The organism is Streptomyces sp. NPDC058662, from assembly GCF_042716255.1.
GTDB lineage: Bacteria > Actinomycetota > Actinomycetes > Streptomycetales > Streptomycetaceae > Streptomyces.
The window spans coordinates 7,327-28,190 of record NZ_JBHXRU010000086.1 but is presented as its reverse complement, the minus strand read 5'-3'; the positions used below and the strand labels follow the sequence as shown (position 1 = coordinate 28,190).

General features: G+C 73.7%; 16 protein-coding genes. 3 read left to right on the top strand and 13 right to left on the bottom strand.

Annotated elements, in window-relative coordinates; genetic code table 11:
* Positions 1-40 precede the first annotated feature (40 nt).
* From scpB to ACFWUQ_RS24745, 8 genes are all read right to left on the bottom strand, one after another.
* Complete coding sequence (gene scpB / locus ACFWUQ_RS24780) at positions 41-676, bottom strand: SMC-Scp complex subunit ScpB (protein ID WP_384541912.1); 636 nt, start codon at positions 674-676, stop codon at positions 41-43.
* A complete protein-coding gene (locus tag ACFWUQ_RS24775; protein WP_384541909.1) occupies positions 673-1,770 on the bottom strand; it encodes a segregation and condensation protein A in 1,098 nt (365 codons plus the stop codon). The genes scpB and ACFWUQ_RS24775 overlap by 4 nt, the downstream gene beginning before the upstream one ends.
* A gap of 216 nt (positions 1,771-1,986) precedes the next feature.
* Positions 1,987-2,493: a hypothetical protein gene (locus ACFWUQ_RS24770; RefSeq protein WP_384541906.1), complete on the bottom strand. Its 507-nt coding sequence runs from the start codon at positions 2,491-2,493 to the stop codon at positions 1,987-1,989.
* Positions 2,490-3,650 carry a ParA family protein gene (locus tag ACFWUQ_RS24765; protein WP_384541903.1) on the bottom strand — a complete coding sequence of 387 codons (1,161 nt, stop codon included), beginning with the start codon at positions 3,648-3,650 and terminating at the stop codon, positions 2,490-2,492. Before ACFWUQ_RS24765 ends, ACFWUQ_RS24770 begins: the two co-directional genes overlap by 4 nt.
* A 326-nt stretch (positions 3,651-3,976) precedes the next feature.
* Positions 3,977-5,092, bottom strand: a complete 1,116-nt coding sequence (gene ald, locus ACFWUQ_RS24760) for an alanine dehydrogenase (protein ID WP_384541900.1) — start codon at positions 5,090-5,092, stop codon at positions 3,977-3,979.
* Positions 5,093-5,244: 152 nt separating this feature from the next.
* The gene (locus ACFWUQ_RS24755; RefSeq protein ID WP_384541898.1) at positions 5,245-7,236 is read right to left on the bottom strand and encodes a tetratricopeptide repeat protein; all 1,992 of its coding nucleotides are present in this window, start codon (positions 7,234-7,236) and stop codon (positions 5,245-5,247) included.
* Positions 7,237-7,411: 175 nt separating this feature from the next.
* Positions 7,412-8,059 (bottom strand): NUDIX domain-containing protein, encoded by a 648-nt coding sequence (locus tag ACFWUQ_RS24750; protein WP_384541895.1) that lies wholly within the window; start codon positions 8,057-8,059, stop codon positions 7,412-7,414.
* Positions 8,060-8,135: 76 nt separating this feature from the next.
* Positions 8,136-9,788 (bottom strand): CTP synthase, encoded by a 1,653-nt coding sequence (locus ACFWUQ_RS24745; RefSeq protein ID WP_384541893.1) that lies wholly within the window; start codon positions 9,786-9,788, stop codon positions 8,136-8,138.
* Between the two features lie 456 nt (positions 9,789-10,244).
* Here ACFWUQ_RS24745 and ACFWUQ_RS24740 point away from each other — a divergent pair, with 456 nt between their 5' ends.
* The 3 genes from ACFWUQ_RS24740 to ACFWUQ_RS24730 all read left to right on the top strand — a co-directional run bounded on the left by ACFWUQ_RS24740 (position 10,245) and on the right by ACFWUQ_RS24730 (position 15,357).
* Positions 10,245-12,056 carry a glycoside hydrolase family 15 protein gene (locus tag ACFWUQ_RS24740; RefSeq protein ID WP_384541890.1) on the top strand — a complete coding sequence of 604 codons (1,812 nt, stop codon included), beginning with the start codon at positions 10,245-10,247 and terminating at the stop codon, positions 12,054-12,056.
* A gap of 117 nt (positions 12,057-12,173) precedes the next feature.
* Positions 12,174-13,556 (top strand): FAD-binding oxidoreductase, encoded by a 1,383-nt coding sequence (locus tag ACFWUQ_RS24735; RefSeq protein ID WP_384541888.1) that lies wholly within the window; start codon positions 12,174-12,176, stop codon positions 13,554-13,556.
* Between the two features lie 175 nt (positions 13,557-13,731).
* The gene (locus ACFWUQ_RS24730) at positions 13,732-15,357 is read left to right on the top strand and encodes a PucR family transcriptional regulator (RefSeq protein ID WP_384541885.1); all 1,626 of its coding nucleotides are present in this window, start codon (positions 13,732-13,734) and stop codon (positions 15,355-15,357) included.
* 46 nt (positions 15,358-15,403) lie between these two features.
* Here the strand turns inward: ACFWUQ_RS24730 and ACFWUQ_RS24725 are convergent, their stop codons facing one another.
* The 5 genes from ACFWUQ_RS24725 to ACFWUQ_RS24705 form a co-directional block, all read right to left on the bottom strand.
* Positions 15,404-16,528: a glycosyltransferase family 4 protein gene (locus ACFWUQ_RS24725; protein ID WP_384541883.1), complete on the bottom strand. Its 1,125-nt coding sequence runs from the start codon at positions 16,526-16,528 to the stop codon at positions 15,404-15,406.
* 186 nt (positions 16,529-16,714) lie between these two features.
* On the bottom strand, positions 16,715-18,439 hold the full coding sequence (gene recN, locus ACFWUQ_RS24720) for a DNA repair protein RecN (protein ID WP_384541917.1): 1,725 nt from the start codon (positions 18,437-18,439) through the stop codon (positions 16,715-16,717).
* A gap of 117 nt (positions 18,440-18,556) precedes the next feature.
* Positions 18,557-19,528 (bottom strand): NAD kinase, encoded by a 972-nt coding sequence (locus tag ACFWUQ_RS24715; RefSeq protein ID WP_384541880.1) that lies wholly within the window; start codon positions 19,526-19,528, stop codon positions 18,557-18,559.
* Entirely contained in the window at positions 19,525-20,340 is an 816-nt protein-coding gene (locus ACFWUQ_RS24710) for a TlyA family RNA methyltransferase (protein WP_384541877.1), read from the bottom strand. The genes ACFWUQ_RS24715 and ACFWUQ_RS24710 overlap by 4 nt, the downstream gene beginning before the upstream one ends.
* 7 nt (positions 20,341-20,347) lie before the next feature.
* Entirely contained in the window at positions 20,348-20,650 is a 303-nt protein-coding gene (locus tag ACFWUQ_RS24705) for a hypothetical protein (protein WP_384541874.1), read from the bottom strand.
* Positions 20,651-20,864 lie beyond the last annotated feature (214 nt).

The following is a 20,864-nucleotide window of genomic DNA, read 5'->3' as shown; positions in this document are numbered from 1 at the left end:
CTGTTCCTGTTGCCACCGTTGCCGTTGCCGCTGCTTCGCATCAAAGTTCCGTCGTCTTGTCGTCGTCTTGCTCGGTGTCCGGTGCGTCCGGATCGAACGACGGCACACCTTCTTGCGTCTCGGCTTCGATCGCGTCCGCCTCGGGGAGGAAGGGCGCGAGCTCCGGAAGCTCGTCCAGGCCGCGCAGGCCCATCCGCTCCAGAAAGTAGTTCGTCGTCCTGTACAGGATCGCACCTGTTTCGGGTTCCGTCCCCGCCTCCTCCACCAGACCCCGCTGGAGGAGGGTCCGCATGACCCCGTCGCAGTTGACTCCGCGGACCGCCGAGACCCGCGACCGGCTCACCGGCTGGCGGTACGCGACGACCGCCATCGTCTCCAGGGCCGCCTGGGTGAGCCGGGCCTGCTGGCCGTCCAGGACGAAGCCCTCGACGGCCGGCGCGTACCGCGCCCGGGAGTAGAACCGCCACCCGCCGGCGACCAGCCGCAGCTCGAAGCCCCTGCCCGCGGCCTCGTACTCCTCCGCCAGCTCCCGCAGCGCGTCCGCGACCTGGCGCGGGGTGCGCTCCAGCACCTTGGCCAGGTGGGCCTCGGTCGCGGGCTCGTCCACGACCATCAGGACGGCCTCCAGGGCCGGTTTCAGGTCCAGCGCGGCCACCGCGCTCGCGTCGCTGCTCATTCCTCGGCCTCCACGATCCGGTCGAACTCGTCGGTCACCGTCGGCATCCCGTCGCCGTCCCCGCCGCTCCAGCGCACCGTGAGCGTCCGCAGCGCCTCCTCCTGGTCGAGGACCACCGCCTTCTCGCGGTAGAGCTCCAGCAGGGCCAGGAACCGCGCGACGACGGTGAGGGTGTCCTCGGCGTCCTCGGCGAGCTCCTGGAAGGTGGCCTCGCCCCGCGCCTTGAGCATCCGCACGACGAGCCCGGCCTGCTCGCGCACGCTGACGAGGGGGGCGTGGATGTGGTCCACGTAGACCTGGGGCTTCGCCCTGGGCTGCATGGCCTTGACGGCCAGGCGCGCGAACCCCTCGGCCCCGATGCTGATGACCACCTCGGGCAGCAGGTCGGCGAGGTGGGGCTCCAGCCCGACGGTACGGGGGTGGCGACGGCCCTCCGCCTCCGCCCGCTCCTCGAAGATCTCCGCGATGCGTTTGTACGCCCGGTACTGCAGCAGGCGCGCGAAGAGCAGGTCCCGCGCCTCCAGCAGGGCCAGGTCCGCCTCGTCCTCGACCTCGGCGGCCGGCAGCAGCCGGGCGGCCTTGAGGTCGAGGAGGGTGGCGGCCACGACGAGGAACTCGGTGGTCTGGTCGAGGTCCCACTCGGGCCCCATGGCCCGGATGTGGGTCATGAACTCGTCCGTGACCTGCGACAGGGCGACTTCGGTGACGTCGAGCTTGTGCCGCGAGATCAGCTGGAGCAACAGGTCGAAGGGCCCTTCGAAGTTGGCCAGCCGCAGCGTGAACCGTCCGTCGCCGGGCTCCCCGGGCCCGCCGCCGCGGACGGCGGCCGGCACCTCGGCGCTCGTACCGGCCCGAGCACGGCCCGTATCGGCGGCCGGCTCGTCCCGCGGGTCGCCGGGACGGCCGGGGGTCTCATCCCGGGCTTGTACGGGCCCCACGGCGGGCGCGGGAGCCGGGGCGGCCCCGGGGCCGCCCTCGGGCCGCTCCCGCCGCTGAGCGGGCTGTCCAGGAGTTCCGGGGCCGTCCGCGGGCGCGGCGGGGCCCCGCCCCAGGTGTCGCCGGGTCGGTCGGCCGGGTTCGGCGGGGAGGGGCAAGGGGGGTCCAGGTGGTGCGCGGGGCCGGGGCGGCGCGGTGGCGCGCGGCCACGGGCAGCCTAAGCGTTCCGCGGCGGATCGTCCCGGACCGGCGGCCCGGCCCCGTCAGGCCGGCTCCGGAGGGCCCGGGGCGCCGCGGTCGGCGGCCCGTGGCATGCGCCGGGTCGGCGGCCCTGGGCCACCGGCTGCGGTGCCGGAGTTGCGCGGGCGCCGCGGTCAGCGGCCGCGCAGGCGCCGTACGAGGATGCTCGCGTCCCCGCGGGATTCCAGGTCGGCGAGGACGACGGCCACCGCCTCGCGGACGATGCGGCCCCGGTCGACCGCCAGGCCGTGCTCCCCGCGCAGCACCAGCCGCGCGTGCTCCAGGTCCATGAGCTCCTCGGCGGAGACGTAGACCGTGATCTTCTCGTCGTGCCGCTCGCGCCCGCTGGGGCGCCGGTTCGCGCCCCGGCCCTGGCCCTTGGCCCGCCGGGTCGCGCCCGCCGGGGGCGCGACCCCGCCGACCGCGCCGACAGAACCTTCCTGCGGTCGGCGCGGGGGTCCCACCACGGGGTCCGTACCGGCCTCGGCCTCCCGGCCTCGGCTTTCCCCCGCCGTGCTCCGCGCCGGAGCGGCGGAGTGCTCCGCGCCGGGCGCCTCCTCGGCCCCGCGCCGGGGCGAGGAGGACTGGAGGGCCATCCCCCCGGTCGTGCGGAACAGCTCGTCGGCTCCGGGCAGACTCACTCGGCGTGACACCGGGCGAGCACCTCCCTGGCCAGCTGGCGGTAGGCGGCGGCGCCGACGGAGTTGGAGGCGTACGTGGTGATCGGCTCACCGGCGACCGTGGTCTCCGGGAAGCGCACCGTGCGGCCGATGACCGTGTGGTAGACGTGGTCGTCGAAGGCCTCGACGACGCGCGCCAGCACCTCGCGGCTGTGCACCGTACGGGAGTCGTACATCGTGGCGAGGATGCCGTCGAGCTCCAGCTCGGGGTTGAGCCGCTCCTGCACCTTCTCGATGGTCTCGGTCAGCAGGGCCACGCCGCGCAGCGCGAAGAACTCGCACTCCAGCGGGACGATGACCTTGTGAGCCGCCGTCAGGGCGTTCACGGTCAGCAGACCGAGCGAGGGCTGACAGTCGATCACGATGTAGTCGTAGTCCGCCATCAGGGGCTTGAGGGCCCGCTGCAGGGTGGACTCGCGCGCGACCTCGCTGACCAGCTGCACTTCGGCGGCGGACAGGTCGATGTTGCTCGGCAGCAGGTCCATGTTGGGGACCGCGGTCTTGAGCAGCACCTCGTCGGCCGACATGCCCCGCTCCATGAGCAGGTTGTAGACCGTCAGGTCGAGTTCCATCGGGTTCACGCCGAGGCCCACGGACAGCGCGCCCTGCGGGTCGAAGTCGACGAGCAGCACGCGGCGCCCGTACTCGGCGAGCGCGGCACCCAGGTTGATGGTCGACGTGGTCTTTCCCACGCCTCCCTTCTGGTTGCACATCGCGATGATCTTCGCCGGACCGTGGTCGGTCAGCGGACCCGGGATGGGGAAGTACGGGAGCGGGCGTCCGGTCGGGCCGATCCGCTCACGGCGCTGGCGGGCAGCGTCGGGGGCGAGGGTGGCCGCGTACTCGGGGTCCGGTTCGTACTCCGCGTCGGGGTCGTAGAAGTGCCCCTCGGGCACCTTGTCGTAGTCGGCGAAACCCACGGGCTTGTCGCCGCTCGGGTCGCCGGCCCTGGAGTTCACGTCTAGGCCGTCCATGCTGTTTCGGGGCGTCGTCACGTGCTGGTGGTTTGCGAAGGTGCGTACTGCGACGGAGCCGACGGCTTCGAGCCCGGCTGGGCCCTGGCCCGGCTCAGGCGTCCCTGCGCGACCACCTCCAGGAGCAAATGTCGACTCATTCACAAGTCGTCTTACCTCCTCGGACGCGACCAGGACACTTATCGATAGGTCAGCGTGGCACCATGCCGACGGTTGGCGACTCTATGGCGTGTCACCACTCAGCGGCAACACAATCCGCCGGACCCGGCACGATGTGTCGGCAACCGAACACCGCTCTGTCAAGGGCGCACGAGCTGTCGCCACGAAGTTTCGCGGGTGTGCGAAAGGGTTAAAGGGTTACGTTCGAGGCGAGTTGAGCGGGGTCCGGGGGGCGCCGGCAAACGCCTCCGGCCGGACCTCGGGGGCAAGGTCCGGCCGGATACGTGAGATTGACGTCAGTCGTTGACGGTTCAGCCGAGGAGCGTGTTCAGCTCCAGCGTCTCCAGGCCGTGGGCCTCGGCGACCGGACCGTAAACCACCTGGCCGTCATGGGTGTTGAGGCCCAGCGCGAGCGCGGGATCACGACGCAGCGCCTCGACCCAGCCGAGGTTCGCGAGCTGCACGATGTAGGGCAGCGTGGCGTTCGTCAGCGCGTAGGTGGAGGTGTTCGGGACGGCGCCGGGCATGTTCGCGACGCAGTAGAAGACCGAGTCGTGGACCTGGAAGGTCGGCTCGGCGTGGGTGGTCGGACGGGAGTCCTCGAAGCAGCCGCCCTGGTCGATCGCGATGTCGACAAGGACACTTCCGGGCTTCATCCGGGAGACGAGCTCGTTGGTGACCAGCTTCGGGGCCTTCGCACCCGGGATCAGCACCGCGCCGATGACGAGGTCGGCCGCGAGGACCGCCTTCTCCAGCTCGAAGGCGTTGGAGACGATCGTCTGGATCTTCGTGCCGAAGATCTTGTCGGCCTCGCGGAGCTTGTTGATGTCGCGGTCGAGCAGGGTCACGTGGAAGCCCATGCCGATGGCGATCTGCGCGGCGTTCCAGCCCGAGACACCGCCGCCGATGACCACAGCCTCGCCCGCCGAGGTGCCGGGGACGCCGCCCGGGAGCACGCCGCGGCCGCCGGCCGAGCGCATCAGGTGGTAGGCGCCGACCTGCGGGGCCAGCCGGCCCGCGACCTCGGACATCGGGGCGAGCAGCGGGAGCGCGCGGTTCGCGAGCTCGACCGTCTCGTACGCGATGGCGGTGGTGCCGGACTCCAGCAGCGCGTCCGTGCACGCGCGGGAGGCCGCCAGGTGCAGGTAGGTGAAGAGGGTCTGGTCCTTGCGGAGGCGGTGGTACTCCTCCGCGATGGGCTCCTTGACCTTGAGCAGCAGGTCGGCGGTGGCCCAGACCTCGTCGGCGGTGCCGAGGATCTCGGCGCCGGCCGCCACGTACTCCGCGTCCGTGATCGAGGAGCCGACACCGGCGTTCTGCTCGATGAAGACCTGGTGGCCGTTGCGGGCCAGCTCATGCACGCCGGCGGGCGTGATGGCGACCCGGAACTCGTTGTTCTTGACCTCGCGGGGGATGCCGACCTTCATCGTCGATCACGGTCCTTGGCTCAGGGGATTTTTCCGGGCACTTCTATACATACCCGCCCACAAGAACGCGCAACGGGATGCACCACGAGATGACGTGGTGAAGCCAGTCTAATGAAGGATGAGTCGCTGTCTAGCCTTGCAAACGAATAATCTCAGTCGGAAGTACTGCGGATTTCGCAGGCTGCGGGGTCATCTCCCAGCAATCTGTCGGCGGCGGACCGGTGCAGCCTGGCAGCAGCGGGGTCGCCCAGCCTGTCCAGCGTGTCGGCCAACCGGACCTGCAGGGCGGCCTGAAGCCGCTGGTCTCCCGCCTTGCGTGCCAGCTCCACCGCCTCCCGGCAGGTGTGCAGCGATTCCTCGGGCCGCCCGGCGTACTCCTGGACCCGCGCCATCTCGCTCAACGCCTTTGCCTGCCCCGGCACATCGGCGAGCCTGCGGTAGCCCGCGGCGGCCGCGCGCCAGCTGCGCAGGGCGTCCCCGTACCGGCCCGCGTACGTGTGCACGTTGCCCAGCCGTCCGTACAGCCGCGCCTCGTCCTCGCGCTCCCCCCGGGCGAGGGCCTGCGACAGCGCCCGGCCGAACCAGTCGGAGGCCCGGTGCCAGTCCGTCAGCTCCAGGTAGGCACCCCCTACGGATTCCATCGCGCGGCCGGTCGCGTACGGGTCGTTCGCCGCCCGGCCGGCGTCCAGCGCGGCCCGGTAGCGCTCCAGGGCCTCCTGGGTCCGGCCGGTCTCAGCGTCGAGGTCGGCCAGGTTCAGCAGCGCGGCGGCCTGCTCCCGGTGCAGGTTCCGGCGCTCGGCCACGTCCAGGACCAGCCGGTGCAGGCCGTAGAGCTCGGGGGCGGCCCCGGCGGTGCCCCGGTGCCCGGCGAGCGCCCGCACCAGGGCCGCCACCAGCCGGCGGGCCAGCGTGTCCAGCTCTCCGTCGGCGACCGCCAGGGACGCTGCGGCGGCGAGCGCGGGCAGCCGGGTGTCCAGCCAGGTGGCGGCCGCGCGCCGGTCGGGGAAGCGCAGGGCGCGCGGCAGGCCGTCCGTCCTCTCGGGACCGCCGACCCCGCCGACCCCGCCGTCCCCGCCGTCCTCGTCCGTCTCGGCCATGGCCCGGCAGGAGTGCAGCAGCCGTACGGTCCGCTCCAGCATCCGCGCCCGGGCCAGCTGGACCTCGGCGGGACGCTCCTTCGCCTCCAGCAGGGCCTTGAGCATCGGCGCGAGGCAGCCGGGCAGCCCGAACAGCCCGTCGGGGGCGTGGCGCACGAGGCCCAGCCCGGCGAAGTCGTCCAGGGTGGACTGGGCCGCGGCCACCGAGCAACCGGCGAGTGCGGAGGCGGTGTGGGAGTCGACGATGCCGGCGGGGGCCAGCGGCAGCAACCGCAGCGTCCGCTGGGCGGGCTGCGGGAGGGACTCGTAGACGAGCCGGAAGCACCGGGCCAGGGCCCCGCCGGCGCCGGCCGGCATGTCGTGCAGCTGCTTGGCCACATCGGCCACGGAGGCCTTGGGGTGGGCGGCCAGCCAGCCGCCGACCAGCGCGAGGGCGGCGGGCTGCCCCCCGCACTCCTCGGCGAGGGTCTCGGCGGCGCGCGGGTCGGCGGTGACCCGGGTGTCGCCGATGCGCTGCGCGAGCAGCTCCACGGCGGAGGGGGTGTCCAGCCCGCCCAGGGTGCAGGGCCGGACGTCGGGGATGCCCGTCAGGGGCCCCTCGGCGGTGACCACGACCAGGCACTCGGGGGTGTCCGGCAGCAGCGCGTCGACCTGGTGCGGGTCGGCGGCGTCGTCGACCAGGATGACCAGGCGCCGCCCGGCGAGCTCGGCGCGCAGGGCCGAGCTCAGCTCGTCCTCGCCGGCTCCGGGCGCAGTGGCCCGACCCAGCCCCTCCAGCAGTCCCCTGACGGCCCGTTCGGTCGGCACGGTCTCACCGCCGGGGGCGGTGAGCCGGGTACGGAGCACCCCGTCGGGATAGTCCTCGGCGATCTCGCGCACGAGCTCCTCGGCGAGCGCGGTGCGGCCGGAACCCGGCCGGCCCGCGACGAGCAGCACCCGGGCCCGCGGCGCCTTGGCCTTCCGGCCCGAGAGGGTGTCGAGCCCGGTCCGCGCGATGTCCTCGCGCAGCTCCTTGAGCTCACGCCGCCGCCCGACGAAATCCGTCACGGATCCGCTCCTCTCCCTGCCTTCGGATTGCGAGCGTAGTTCACGCAGAGCGACGATCCGGGTGGAGCGCGGCGGGCAAATCCCCCAATCGGATCAGCGGATCGTCAGCTTTTCCGCTCCGGCGCCGCTCCGGCGCCCGTACCGGCGGGCGCCGGACACCGTCCGCCGGCGGGGGCTACGCCTCGTACGGGCGGGCGGGCCAGGGGGCGAGGGCCGGGCGCAGGGAGTCGACCCCGCCGGTGGCGAGGGCCGCGGACAGGGCCAGGACGCCCGTCACCAGCCCCGGATTGCCCAGCCGTCCCGCCAGGACGCCCTGCACCAGGTCGGCGAGGGGGACCCGGGCGACCTCCATGTCCGCCTCCTCATCGGAGACCGCGTACCGCGCACCCTCGGCCTCCGCGAGGTCCCGCGCCAGGAAGATCCGTACCGCCTCGTCCGAGCCGCCGGGCGAGCTGAAGAAGTCGGCGAGCACCCGCCAGTCCTCGGCCTTGACGTGCGCCTCCTCGTACAGCTCGCGCTGCGCGGCGTGCAGCGGGTTCTCCCCCGCCACGTCCAGCAGCCCGGCCGGCAGCTCCCACAGCCGGTGCCGCACCGGGTGGCGGAACTGCTTGATCACCAGCACCCGCTGCTCCCCGTCGAGCGCGAGGACGCACACCGAGCCCGGGTGCACCTGGTAGTCGCGCCGCACCACCGCGCTGTCGGGCATCCGGACCTGGTCCGACTTCACGGATGTCTTCGCGCCCTCGAACGGGGTCCGCGAGGCGACGACCTCCCACGACTCCGGCGTGTCCTCGATGTCGTTGATGCCGTTGCCCATGCCCATGCCCGTACCTTCCCCAGAAACGCGACAGCCGGGGCACGACGTGTGCCCCGGCTGCCTACGTTATGCGGTCAGGCGCTCACTTCGCGGACTGCTGCCGCTCCACGGCCGCCTTGACCAGGCCCGCGAAGAGCGGGTGCGGGCGGGTCGGGCGCGAGCGCAGCTCCGGGTGGGCCTGGGTGGCCACCAGGTAGGGGTGCACCTCGCGCGGGTACTCGACGTACTCGACGAGCTTGTTGTCCGGGGAGGTGCCGGAGAACACGAGGCCCGCCTGCTTCTCCAGCTCGCCGCGGTAGGCGTTGTTGACCTCGTAGCGGTGCCGGTGGCGCTCGTCCACGTACGCCTGGTCGCCGTAGACCTCGCGCACGATGGACCCCTCGGCGAGCTTCGCCGGGTACATGCCCAGGCGCATGGTGCCGCCCAGGTCGCCCGCGCCCTCGACGAAGGCGAGCTGCTCCTCCATCGTGGAGATGACCGGGTTCGGGGTGGAGGCGTCGAACTCGGTGGAGTTCGCGTCCTCGATGCCCGCCAGGTTCCGCGCGGCCTCGATGACCACGCACTGCAGGCCCAGGCACAGGCCGAGCAGCGGGATCTTGTTCTCGCGGGCGAAGGTGATCGCGCCGACCTTGCCGTTGACGCCGCGGTCGCCGAAGCCGCCGGGCACGCAGACCGCGTCGACGTCGGCCAGCTGGGCGGCCGCGCCCTCCGGCGTCCTGCAGTCGTCGGAGGTCACCCACTTGATCTGGACCCGGGCCTTGTTGGCGAACCCGCCGGCGCGCAGCGCCTCGGTCACCGACAGGTAGGCGTCGGGCAGGTCGATGTACTTGCCGACGAGCGCGACCTTGACCTCGTGGTCGGGGTTGTGGACCCGGTCGAGCAGGTCCTCCCAGACCCTCCAGTCCACGTCGCGGAACGGCAGGTCGAGCTTGCGCACGACGTAGGCGTCGAGGCCCTCGGTGTGCAGCACCTTGGGGATGTCGTAGATCGACTTGGCGTCGATCGCGGCGACCACGGCGGCCTCGTCGACGTCGCACATCAGCGAGATCTTGCGCTTGATGGACGTGGGCACGTCGCGGTCGGCGCGCAGCACGATCGCGTCGGGCTGGATGCCGATGTTGCGCAGGGCCGCGACCGAGTGCTGGGTCGGCTTGGTCTTGAGCTCGCCGGAGGGGCCGATGTACGGGAGGAGCGAGATGTGCACGACGAAGACGTTGTCGCGGCCGACCTCGTGGCGGACCTGGCGGACGGTCTCCAGGAAGGGCAGCGACTCGATGTCGCCGACGGTGCCGCCGACCTCGGTGATGACGACGTCGACGTCCTCGGTCGCCATCCGCCGGATGCGGTGCTTGATCTCGTTGGTGATGTGCGGGATGACCTGCACGGTGTCGCCGAGGTACTCGCCGCGCCGCTCCTTGGCGATGACCTGCGAGTAGACCTGGCCGGTGGTGACGTTGGCCGAGCCGTCGAGGTCGACGTCGAGGAAGCGCTCGTAGTGCCCGATGTCCAGGTCGGTCTCGGCGCCGTCGTTGGTGACGAACACCTCTCCGTGCTGGAACGGGTTCATGGTGCCGGGGTCGACGTTCAGGTACGGGTCGAGCTTCTGCATCGTGACCCGGAGCCCGCGTGCCTTCAGCAGCGCACCCAGGCTGGAGGCCGTCAGGCCCTTGCCGAGGGAGGAAGCGACACCCCCGGTGACGAAGATGTGCTTGGTCGTCATGGATTTGGGCGGCATCGCCAAGAGGGGGCTCCCGTGGTCGCGAGGTGAGGGTGCGTCCGGCGCCTGCCACCGTCGATCCGGAAGGGTCTCGGGGGGCGCCGAAGCTGCGGTTTCGGGGCTCCTGATTCGCACAGGCAGACCACCGGTCCACGGGGTACCAGCCTATCAGCGCCCGGGCCGGTCCGCCTCCGGCCGCGCGCCGACAGGGCCCCTCGCGAAGGCTCCGCGGAGGAGTAGCGACAGCTCACCCGTTTGGCGGCGCCGTATTCTTCACAGGCTGAATGAGATCACTAGGGTGCCGTCATATCCTGCTCGGACAGTGCACACGTCGCCGCCGAGCAGTCCGCCGGACGGCCTCACCGAGCCGATATGCGGAATCATGGGCTCAACGCGGCGATCCCCACCCACAGGAGACCGCGCATCCGCGCAAAGCAAGCGCCCTTCGGGGCGGACGAGGCCGTTCGACTGGAGATGCACGTGTCCGGGCGCATCGAGGATTACGCACTGATCGGGGACATGCAGACCGCCGCGCTGGTCTGCCGGGACGGGGCGGTGGACTGGCTGTGTCTGCCACGTTTCGATTCCCACGCGGTGTTCGCGAGCATTCTCGGCACCGAGGACCACGGGTTCTGGCGGGTCGGGCCGGCGTTCCCCGCCGGCTCCGAGGCCCCGCGCGCCACCCGGCGCCGCTACCGCGGCGACTCGCTGGTGCTGGAGTCCGAATGGGAGACCCCGCGCGGCACCGTCCGCGTGATCGACTTCATGCCGCCCCGCGAGGACCACGCCCCGCAGCTGATCCGCATCGTGGAGGGCGTCAGCGGGCGCGTCCAGATGCGTTCCGCGCTGCGCATGCGGTTCAGCTACGGGCGGGTCGTGCCCTGGGTGCACAAGGTCGACGGCCGCACGGTCGCCGTCGCCGGGCCCGACTCGGTCTGGCTCGACACCGACGCGCAGACCTACGGCAAGGACCTCACCACGTACTCCGACTTCACCGTCGGCCCCGGTGACCGGATGGCGTTCAGCATCAGCTGGCAGCCCTCCCACAAGGGCGCCCCGGAGGCACCCGACCCGGAGGCGGCGCTGGACTCCACCACCGAGTTCTGGCGCGAGTGGGTCGAGCAGTGCACGTACCACGGGCCCTACCGGGAGGCCGTGGTCCGCTCCCTGATCACCCTCAAGGCCCTCACCTACGGGCCCACGGGCGGGATCGTCGCCGCGCCGACCACCTCCCTGCCGGAGGAGATCGGCGGGGTCCGCAACTGGGACTACCGCTACACCTGGCTGCGGGACGCCGCCATCACCCTCTCCTCGCTGCTGCGCACCGGCTACCGCGAGGAGGCCCGCGCCTGGCGCGAGTGGCTGCTGCGCGCGGTGGCGGGCGACCCGGAGAACCTGCAGATCATGTACGGGATCGCGGGCGAGCGGGAGCTCGGCGAGACCGAGCTGGACTGGCTTCCGGGCTACGAGAACTCGCGCCCGGTGCGGGTCGGCAACGGTGCGGCGGGCCAGCTCCAGCTGGACGTGTACGGCGAGGTCACCGAGGCCCTGCACCTGGGCCACATGACCGGCCTGGCGCGCAGCGACTACGCCTCGCTGCTCCAGCTCAAGCTGATCCGCTACCTGGAGACCCACTGGGACCAGCCCGACGAGGGCATCTGGGAGGTGCGCGGCCCGCGCCGCCACTTCGTGCACTCGAAGGTGATGGCCTGGGTCGCCGTGGACCGCACGATCAAGCTGATCGAGAGCGGGGACGCGGACGGTCCGCTGGAGCGCTGGCGGGAGCTGCGGGACGAGATCCACCAGGACGTCTGCGAGAAGGGCTACGACAAGGAGCGCAACACGTTCACCCAGTCGTACGGCTCGCAGGAGCTGGACGCCTCCCTGCTGCTGATCCCGCAGATGGGTTTCCTGCCGCCGGACGACAAGCGGGTCATCGGGACCATCGAGGCGATCCAGCGCGAGCTGTCCACGCCCGACGGTTTCATCCTGCGCTACCCGACGGCGGGCGACGAGGCCGGCGTGGACGGCCTGGAGGGCGACGAGGGGGCCTTCCTCGCGTGCTCGTTCTGGATGGCCGACGACCTGGCGATGATCGGCCGGGTGGACGAGGCCCGGCGGCTCTTCGAACGGCTCCTGTCGCTCCGCAACGACCTGGGGCTGCTGGCGGAGGAGTGGGACCCGCGGCTCCAGCGGCAGGTCGGGAACTTCCCGCAGGCCTTCAGCCACGTCCCGCTGATCGACACGGCGCTGCGGCTGACGGCGAGCGGCGCCTACGGGGGCTGAGGGCCGCCCGCGGGCCCGCTGCCCGGGCCCGGGGAGATGTCCGCCGTGCCCCGCTGATCGCCCCCGCCTACGCTGGAGGGGTTCTATGCCCTCCCCCGGTGAAGGAAGGGGGCAGCCATGGCTCCCCTCTCGAAGGCGGGCGCGGCCCTCACCGCGCTCCGCGAGGATCTGGCGGGTGAGGTGTTCACCCCGGACGATCCGGGGTACGACGGGGCGAGGTCGGTCTTCAACGCGATGATCGACCGGCGGCCCGCCGTGATCGCCCAGTGCGCGGGCACGGAGGACGTGGTCACGGCGGTGCGGTTCGCCCGGGACCTGGACCTGAAGATCGCGGTGCGGGGCGGCGGGCACAGTGTGGCGGGCATGTCCCTGAACGACGGCGGACTGGTGGTGGACCTGCGCCGGATGCACGAGGTGACGGTCCATCCGGCGGCCGGGGCGGCGCACATCGCGGGCGGCGCCACGATGAGCCACCTGGACCGGGCCTGCCAGCCGTACGGGCTGGCCACCACCGGCGGCCGGGCCTCCACCACCGGTGTCGGCGGCTTCGTCCTGGGCGGCGGTTCCGGCTGGCTGGACCGCACGTTCGGGCTGGCCGTGGACAACCTGCTGGGCGTGGAGCTGGTCACCGCCGAGGGCGAGCTGATCCATGCCTCGGCGCAGGACCACCCCGAGCTGTTCTGGGGCCTGCACGGCGGCGGCGGGAACTTCGGCGTCGCCACCTCGCTGACCCTGCGGCTGCACGAGCTGCCGGCCATGTCGATCGCGTTCCTGCTGTACCTGCCCGAGCGGGGGCCCGAGGTGGTCCGTACGTACCGGGACGTCATCGAGGCCGGGCCGCCCGAGGCGAGCGGCGCCGCCCTGTACCTGACCGCGCCGCCGGACGAGTTCGTCCCGCCGCACCTGGTCGGCCGGCTGGTGTCCGCCGTCCTGCTGACCTACGCCGGCCCGGAGGAGGAGATGCGCCGGCTGGCCGCGCCCCTGCTGGCGATCCCGCACGAGTCCGAGATCGTCACGGCCATCCCGTACGCCGACCTCCAGTGCATGATCGACGACCCGCCGGGCCTGCGGAACTACTGGTCGGCGGAGTACCTCACGGGCTGCCCCGACGCGTTCGTGGACGTGTTCTGCGCCCGCGCCGACTCGATGCCGGTGCCGACCGGCACCCAGCACCTGGCCTGGCCGCAGGGCGGCGCCATCGCCTCGGCCCCGGGCGACTACCCGGTGCCGTACCGCGACGCCGCCTGGGCGGTGCACCCGTTCGCGATCTGGGAGGACGAGGCCGACGACGAACGCTGCCGCCAGTGGGTCAAGGACGTGCGCGCCGACGCCCAGCCGTGGGCCACCGGCGCCGTCTACCTCAACTTCACGGGCGACGAGGGCGCGGACCGGGTGGTCGCGGGCCTCGGCGACGAGAACATGCGGCGCCTGGGCGAGCTCAAGCGGCGGTACGACCCGGACAACGTGTTCCGCTACAACCACAACATCCGGCCGCTGTGACGGCGCGGACGCCGACGGCGCGCGCCACGGTCGCCGCCCCGCGCGCCACGGTCGCCGCCCGGTCCGGCGCCCCTCGCGCGCGAGTGGCGGACCGTGGTCGCGAACCGGGACACATCGGACTGCGCGGCCACCGGATGGTGTGCGTGCGACGGGCCTGCCGGTAGCGTCCCGCCCTATGGACGACCAGGGCGGGATCACGGTTCAGCGGGCACTGGAGCTGCCGGGGCTGCGCGGAGGACTGCCCGAGGTGGTCGCCTGCGCCGACCGGCTGGGCCGGACCGTCCGGTGGGTGCACGCGGGCGAGGTGCCGAACATCGCCTCCCTCCTCAAGGGCGGCGAGCTGCTGCTGACCACCGGGCTCGGGCTGGGTACCCGACCCGCCGAGCAGCGGGCCTTCGTCCGCCGCCTCGCGGACCGGGGCATCGCCGCGCTCGTGGTCGAACTCGGCCCCCGCTTCACACGGCTGCCGGCGACCCTCGTGGAGACCGCCCGCACGGTCGGCCTGCCGCTGGTGCAGCTGCACCGGGAAGTGCCCTTCGTCGCCGTCACGGAGGAGGTCCACACCGAGATCGTCAACGGCCACTACGCCCTGCTCCAGCGCGCCGAGGAGGTCCACCGCCGCTGTACGGAGGCCCTGTTGGGCGGGGGCGGCATCCCGCAGGTGCTCCGCGTCCTGGCCGACTTCACGGGGAACCCCGTCTTCCTGGAGACGCCAGACGGGCAGCTGCTGTACGCGGCCGGCAGTTCGGCGGGCGACGCGGGCGCCGACCCGCTCCAGGTGTGGGAGGGCCTGCGGGGCCAGCGCGAGGCCGAACCGGCGGCGAACACGGTGGTGATCGACGTACCGGGCGGGGGCCACGGCACCGGCTCGGTCCGGGCCCGCGTCGTCCTGGTCGGGGTGTCGACCCCGCTGCTCACCGTGCACCGGATGGCGGCGGAGCGCACGGCCGGGGTGCTGGCCGTGGTGCTGATGCAGGCCCGGCAGGAGGACGAGCTGGCGGCGCGCGGCCGCGGCGACTTCCTGACGGACCTCGCCGAGGGGCGCATCTCCGCCGAGGACGCCCCGGCGCAGGCCCGGGTGCTGGGCTTCAAGCCCGGCGCGGGGCCGCTGCTGCCGGTGGTCATGCGGCTCGCCGCGGACCTCGGGCCGTCCGGGAACTGGGCCGTGCTGGCCCGCGCGGTCCTGGAGGAACTGGCGTCCGTGGGCGTCCCCGTACTGCTGGGCGTCCGCCCGGTCGAGGGCCGGGTGCCGCTCCTGGTGTCGCTGCGCGCCGAGTCGGAGCGTACGGCGGTGGCGGACCGGGTCGCGGCCGCGCTGCGGGCCGGCGTGGAGCGGGCCGGCCTCGACCGCGCCGCCGCCCCGCCGGCCGTGGTCGTCGGCGTCGCGGGCGGGTGGGCGGCCGCCTCGGCCGGGCTCCGGCACGCGGCGGAGACCGCCACCGCGGCCCACGGCCTGCCGGCCCGGCCCTGGTACGACGCGCGGCGCCTGGACATCGACCTGCTGCTGTGGCGCCTGCGCGAACACCCGGACCTGGCGGCCTTCGTGGACCGCGCGATCGGCCCGCTGCGCACGCACGACGCGGCCTCGCGCCCGCCGCTGCTGCCCACCCTGGAGACGTACCTGGCCCATGCGGGCCGCAAGGCGGAGACGGCGCGCGAGCTGCACCTCAACCGGCAGACCCTGTACAACCGGCTGGCCCGGATCTCCGAACTCCTGGGCACGGACCTCGACGACCCCGAGACCGTCCTCTCCCTCAGCCTGGCGCTCCGCGCCCGCCGCCACACGACCACGCCGTCCTGACGCGCCGTCGGCTCCCGTGCGGGCCCCCGCGGAGCCGGGCCGGCCCTCAGCGGCGGGGGTCGGCGCGCTCCATCAGCTCGTCGTAGACGGACAGCACCTGCGCCACCGTGTCGTCCTCCGACGGCCATGTCGCCGCGCGCGCCCGCCCCGCCTCGGCGAGAGCCGCCCGCCGGGCGGGGTCCGCCAGCAGTCCGGTGACGGCGGCGGCCAGCGCCGGCGCGTCGCCGTAGGGGACCAGCACCGCTCCCTCCCCCACCAGCTCCGGCACGCCGCCCACCGCCGTGGCCACCAGCGGCACCCCCGTGCGCAGGGCCTCCTGCGCCAGCGGGGCCCGGTCCTCCCACCGGCTCGGCAGCACGGCGAGGTCGGCCGCCGACAGCAGCTGCGCCGCGTCCCGACGGCGCCCCAGCAGCCGTACGGGCAGCGCCTCGTCCTCGATCCGCCGCGCCAGCTCGGCGCGCAGCGGCCCCTCCCCCGCGACGACCAGCAGCGGCGGCGGGTCCAGCGTCCGCCACTGCCGCGCCGCGTCGAGCAGGACGGAGTACCCCCGGTGCGGCGCCAGACTGCCGACCGCGATGAGCAGCGGCCGCTCCACGGCGCCCAGTTCCGCCCGCGTCTTGTCCGGGTCCGGCGTGTCGCCCGGATCCGCCACCGGTACGGCCACCGGGGCCAGCCTCGCGTCCCGGGCGCCCCGCAGCCGCGCGAGGTCGACCTGGTCCGAGGAGGCGCCGAGCACGACCGCCGCCGCCCGGGCCACGCGCCGCTCCAGCATCCGGCTCAACCGTCCGCGCGCACCGGTCGCCGCCGGTCCCTCGCCGTGCCAGCTCACCACCAGCGGCACCCGGCGCCCGCTCAGGGCCAGCGCGGCCCGCATCCCGGCCCGTACGCCGTGCGCGTGCACGACGTCGGCGCCCGCGCACGCGGCGCGCAGGGCGCTCGCCGCGTCGGGGGTGAACCGCGCGCCGGCTCCGGTGAAGTCGTAGGCGGCCTCCGCTTCCACGGGCGCGCAGACGGTGACCCCGATCCCGCGCGCGGCGAGCCCGGTGGCCAGCGACCGCACGTGGGCGCTGCTGTCGGCGCCCCCGCCGCCACCGAGTACGTGGACGGTGCGCAGCGGCGGGCCGCCGTAGGGCTGGGCCGGGGCGGAGGGGGAGACCGGGGAGCTGCTCACGGGCCGAAGCTCCAGGGTGAGGGGGCAGGACGTCGCCCAGGATGCCAGTCCGCACGCGCGTTCCGGGACCATACGGGTGCGGATCCCGTACGGGATACCGCGGGACACCCCGCAGCCTCACCCACACGGGCTACTGGCCGTCGGGGGCGACGGCGACGGCCGCCCCGTGTCACGCGTCGGCGCGCGTCACGCGTCGGCGCGCGCCGCGGCGAGGAGCTCCTCGGCGTGCGCCCGCGCCGAGACGGAGTCCTCGTGGCCCGCCAGCATGCGCGACAGCTCCCGGATCCGGGCCTCGCCCTCCAGGACGGTGACTCCGGAACGCGTCACCGACCCGTCGCTGGTCTTCTCGACCAGCAGCTGCCGGTCCGCGAAGGCCGCCACCTGCGGCAGGTGCGTGACGACCACGACCTGCGCCGACTTGGCCAGCTTGGCGAGCCGCCGGCCCACCTCGACCGCCGCCTTGCCGCCGACGCCCGCGTCCACCTCGTCGAAGAGGTAGGTGGGCACCGGGTCCGAGCCGGCGAAGACGACCTCCACGGCCAGCATCACGCGCGAGAGCTCACCGCCCGATGCGCCCTTCGCGATCGGTCGCGGCTGGGCCCCGGGGTGCGGGGCCAGGAGCAGTTCCACCTCGTCGGTGCCCGAGGGGCCGTAGGCGACCGGGCGGCCGTCCACCTCCACCCCGTCGGGGTCCTCGGCCTGGCGGATGTCGATCGTCACCCTGGCGTGCGGCATCGCCAGCGAAGCCAGCTCCTCCGTGACCGCCGCGGCGAAGCGGGTCGCGGCCTCCGTCCGGGCGTCCGTCAGCGCCTGCGCCAGCAGGGACAGCTCGGACCGCAGCCCGTCCCGCTCGGCGGTCAGCTCGGCGATCCGCTCGTCGTCCCCGTCGAGCTCCAGCAGCCGCGCGGAATTCTGCTCGGCCCACTCCAGCACCGCGTCCACGGTGCCCTCGGAGCCGTACTTGCGCGTGAGCTGCGTCAGGGCGGCCCGCCGCTCCTCGACCACCGCCAGCCGCAGCGGGTCGGCGTCCAGGTGGTCGGCGTAGCCGGCCAGCTCCCCGGCCACGTCGGCCAGCAGGATGCCCAGCTCCCCGATCCGTTCGGCGAGCGCGCCGAGCGCCGGGTCGTGGGAGCGTACGGCTTCCAGGGCGCGGTGGGCGCCGGCGACGAGGGTGTTGGCGTCGATGCCCTCGGGGTCCTCGGGGTTGCCCGCGAGCGCGGCGTGCGCGACCTGCGCGGCGGAGGCCAGCGATTCGGCGTGACCGAGCCGTTCCGCCTCCGCAGCGAGCTCGGTGTCCTCGCCGGCCACGGGCTGCGCGGCGGCGATCTCGTCCAGCCCGAAGCGCAGCAGGTCGGCCTCCTGGGCCCGCTCCCGGGCCCGGGTGGTGAGGGTGTCCAGTTCGACGGCGACCGCGCGCAGCCGCCGGTAGGCGCCCGCGTACTTCTCCAGGGGGACCGCGACGGCGTCCCCGGCATAGCGGTCGAGGGCCTGGCGCTGCCGGGCCGGGCGCAGCAGCCCCTGCTGGTCGGTCTGCCCGTGCACGGCGACCAGGTCGTCCGCGAGCTCGCCGAGCAGGCCGACGGGCACGGAGCGGCCGCCGACGTGGGCGCGCGAGCGCCCCTCGGCGGACACGGTCCGGCTGATCAGCAGGGCGCCGTCGTCGAGCTCGGCCCCGGCCTCCTCGGCGCGTACGGCGGCGGGGGCGTCCGGGCGCAGGACGATGCGGCCCTCGACGACCGCGGCCTTGGCGCCGACCCGTACCAGGGCCGCGTCGGCGCGACCGCCGAGCAGCAGGCCGAGGCTGGTGACGACCATCGTCTTGCCCGCGCCGGTCTCACCGGTCACCGCCGTGAAACCGGGCGACAGCTCGACCACCGCGTCGTCGATGACCCCGAGCGACCGTATCCGCATCTCCTCAAGCACGGGACGACCATACCGAGGTTTCCGAGGTGCCATGTGACGCCACCCGCCCATGTTCTCCGAACGCACGTGCTATTAAGTGGCTCGGTGAGGGGCCCGGCGCGGGCACTAGTGGGGCGCGCCCCGCCAACCCGACACCGGCAGCGCGAACTTGGCGACCAGCCGGTCCGTGAAGGACGCGTGGTGCAGCCGGGCGAGCCGCACGGGGACCGCTCCCCGCCGCACCTCCACCCGGGCCCCGGCCGGCAGCTCCAGCATCCGCCGGCCGTCACACCACAGCACCCCGTGCGGCGTGCCGGTCTGCACCTCCACCGCCAGCACCGAGTCCGGCGAGGTCACCAGCGGCTTCGCGAACAGCGCGTGCGCGCTGATGGGCACCATCAGCAGCGCCTCCACCTCCGGCCAGACCACCGGCCCGCCCGCCGAGAAGGCGTACGCCGTCGAGCCCGTCGGCGTCGCGCAGACGATCCCGTCGCACCCGAACCCGGACACCGGGCGGCCGTCGATCTCCAGGACCACCTCCAGCATCCGCTCCGGGGACACCTTCTGGACGGCGGCCTCGTTCAGCGCCCAGTCCTGGTGGACCACGTCGCCGTTCGTGCGCACGGTCACATCGAGCGTCATCCGCTCCTCGACCTCGTACTCGCGCGTCACCACCCGGTCGACGACCTTGTCCAGGTCGTCCCGCTCCGCCTCGGCGAGGAAGCCCACCCGACCCAGGTTGACGCCGAGCATCGGCACGCCCGAGCCGCGCGCGAACTCCGCGCCGCGCAGCAGGGTCCCGTCCCCGCCCAGCACGATCAGCAGCTCGCAGCCCTCCAGCACCTCCGGGGTGCACTCGGCCACCAGCTCCGCCTCGGGCGGCAGCGGCAGGTCCACCGCCTCGTCCCGCAGGACCCGTACGCCCAGCCCGCACCGCAGCAGGCCCTGTACGACCAGCTCGGCGCTGCGGATGGCCGCCGGCCGCCCGGTGTGCGCGAGCAGGAAGACCGTGCGCCCCGCCCCGGACGTCGGCGTCGCCGAAGGAGAAGTCGATGGAGAAGTCGATGGAGTCGAAGACGAAGCTGATGAGTCTGTCACTGCGGCCCCTCCGCCACTGCACGGTCAACATCCGCCGGGTCGAGGGCCGGTGCCCCCGCCCGCAGCCACAGAAAGTACTCCACGTTGCCGGACGGCCCCGGCAGCGGACTGGCCGTCACGCCGAGCACGCCCAGGCCGAGCTTCGCCGCCTGCGCCGCGACCTCGCGCACCGCCTCCGCCCGCAGCTCGGCGCTGCGCACGACGCCGCCGCTGCCGAGCCGGTCCCGGCCCACCTCGAACTGCGGCTTGACCATCAGCACCAGGTCCGCGTCGGGCGCCGTGCAGCGCACCAGCGCGGGCAGCACCAGGCCGATGGAGATGAAGGACAGGTCGCCGACGACCAGGTCGGCCGGCACGCCGTCGATCTGCTCGACGGTCAGCTCGCGCACGTTCGTGCGGTCCTTGACGGTGACCCGGCCGTCGCTCTGCAGCGACCAGGCGAGCTGCCCGTAGCCGACGTCGACGGCCACCACGTGGGCCACGCCCGCGCGCAGCAGCACATCGGTGAAGCCGCCGGTGGAGGCGCCGGCGTCCAGGGCCCGCCGCCCCTCGACGCGCAGCCCCAGCGGCTGGAAGACCGCCAGCGCGCCGGCGAGCTTGTGCCCGCCGCGCGAGACGTAGTCGGGGTCGCTGTCGTCCGTGCGGACGACGAGCGCGGCGCTGGTCTCGACCTGGGTGGCGGGCTTGGTCGCGGTGGCGCCGCCCACGGTCACCCGGCCCGCGGCGATCAGCTGCGCGGCGTGCTCGCGCGAGCGGGCCATGCTGCGGCGTACCAGTTCGGCGTCCAGGCGGCGGCGTGCCACTCCTGCCACGTTCGGTTCAGCTCCTGTTTTCGTACGGACCGGGGACGGGCGGTGCGTCGAGCGCGGTCAGCGCCTCGCGCAACCCCCTGTGCACATCCTCGTACACGGCGACGTGTCCGTCCGCCGTGAGGTGGTCGGCGTCGGCCAGCCGCGCCAGGTGCGCGTCCACCCCGGCGTGGCCGGTGGGGGTGCGTACGACGCCGAGCGGCGCCGGCCCGGCGGCCTCGGCGGGGGCGGCCTCGACGGGGGCGGCGGCCTCGGCGCCGGCCGCGTCCCCGGCCCGGGGTCCGGACTCGGTCGCGGCAGCTTGGTCGGTCATGCCCCGACGCTACCCCGTAGCGACCGGCGGCCACGCACGGCTCTGCGGTACGGTCGTGATCACGATGGCTACGATCGAGGAGTGCCGCGACGCACTCGACCGACTCTCCGGCAACCTGGCCCGGGCCGACCGCGGCGGGGTCGGGGCCCCCCCCCGAGAACGCGAACATAGCGGCCAACACAAGGTAATGGTCCCGGCCCGGACCGGCCCCCGC

What these genes read in the sequence shown, in the direction of transcription:
- scpB (WP_384541912.1), bottom strand. Translation starts at nt 676, where the DNA reads ATGAGCAGCGACGCGAGCGCGGTGGCCGCGCTGGACCTGAAACCGGCC.
- ACFWUQ_RS24735 (WP_384541888.1), top strand. Translation starts at nt 12,174, where the DNA reads ATGGCTCCCCTCTCGAAGGCGGGCGCGGCCCTCACCGCGCTCCGCGAG.
- ACFWUQ_RS24705 (WP_384541874.1), bottom strand. Translation starts at nt 20,650, where the DNA reads ATGACCGACCAAGCTGCCGCGACCGAGTCCGGACCCCGGGCCGGGGAC.
- ACFWUQ_RS24750 (WP_384541895.1), bottom strand. Translation starts at nt 8,059, where the DNA reads ATGGGCATGGGCAACGGCATCAACGACATCGAGGACACGCCGGAGTCG.
- ACFWUQ_RS24740 (WP_384541890.1), top strand. Translation starts at nt 10,245, where the DNA reads ATGCACGTGTCCGGGCGCATCGAGGATTACGCACTGATCGGGGACATG.
- ald (WP_384541900.1), bottom strand. Translation starts at nt 5,092, where the DNA reads ATGAAGGTCGGCATCCCCCGCGAGGTCAAGAACAACGAGTTCCGGGTC.
- ACFWUQ_RS24745 (WP_384541893.1), bottom strand. Translation starts at nt 9,788, where the DNA reads ATGCCGCCCAAATCCATGACGACCAAGCACATCTTCGTCACCGGGGGT.
- recN (WP_384541917.1), bottom strand. Translation starts at nt 18,439, where the DNA reads ATGCGGATACGGTCGCTCGGGGTCATCGACGACGCGGTGGTCGAGCTG.
- ACFWUQ_RS24730 (WP_384541885.1), top strand. Translation starts at nt 13,732, where the DNA reads ATGGACGACCAGGGCGGGATCACGGTTCAGCGGGCACTGGAGCTGCCG.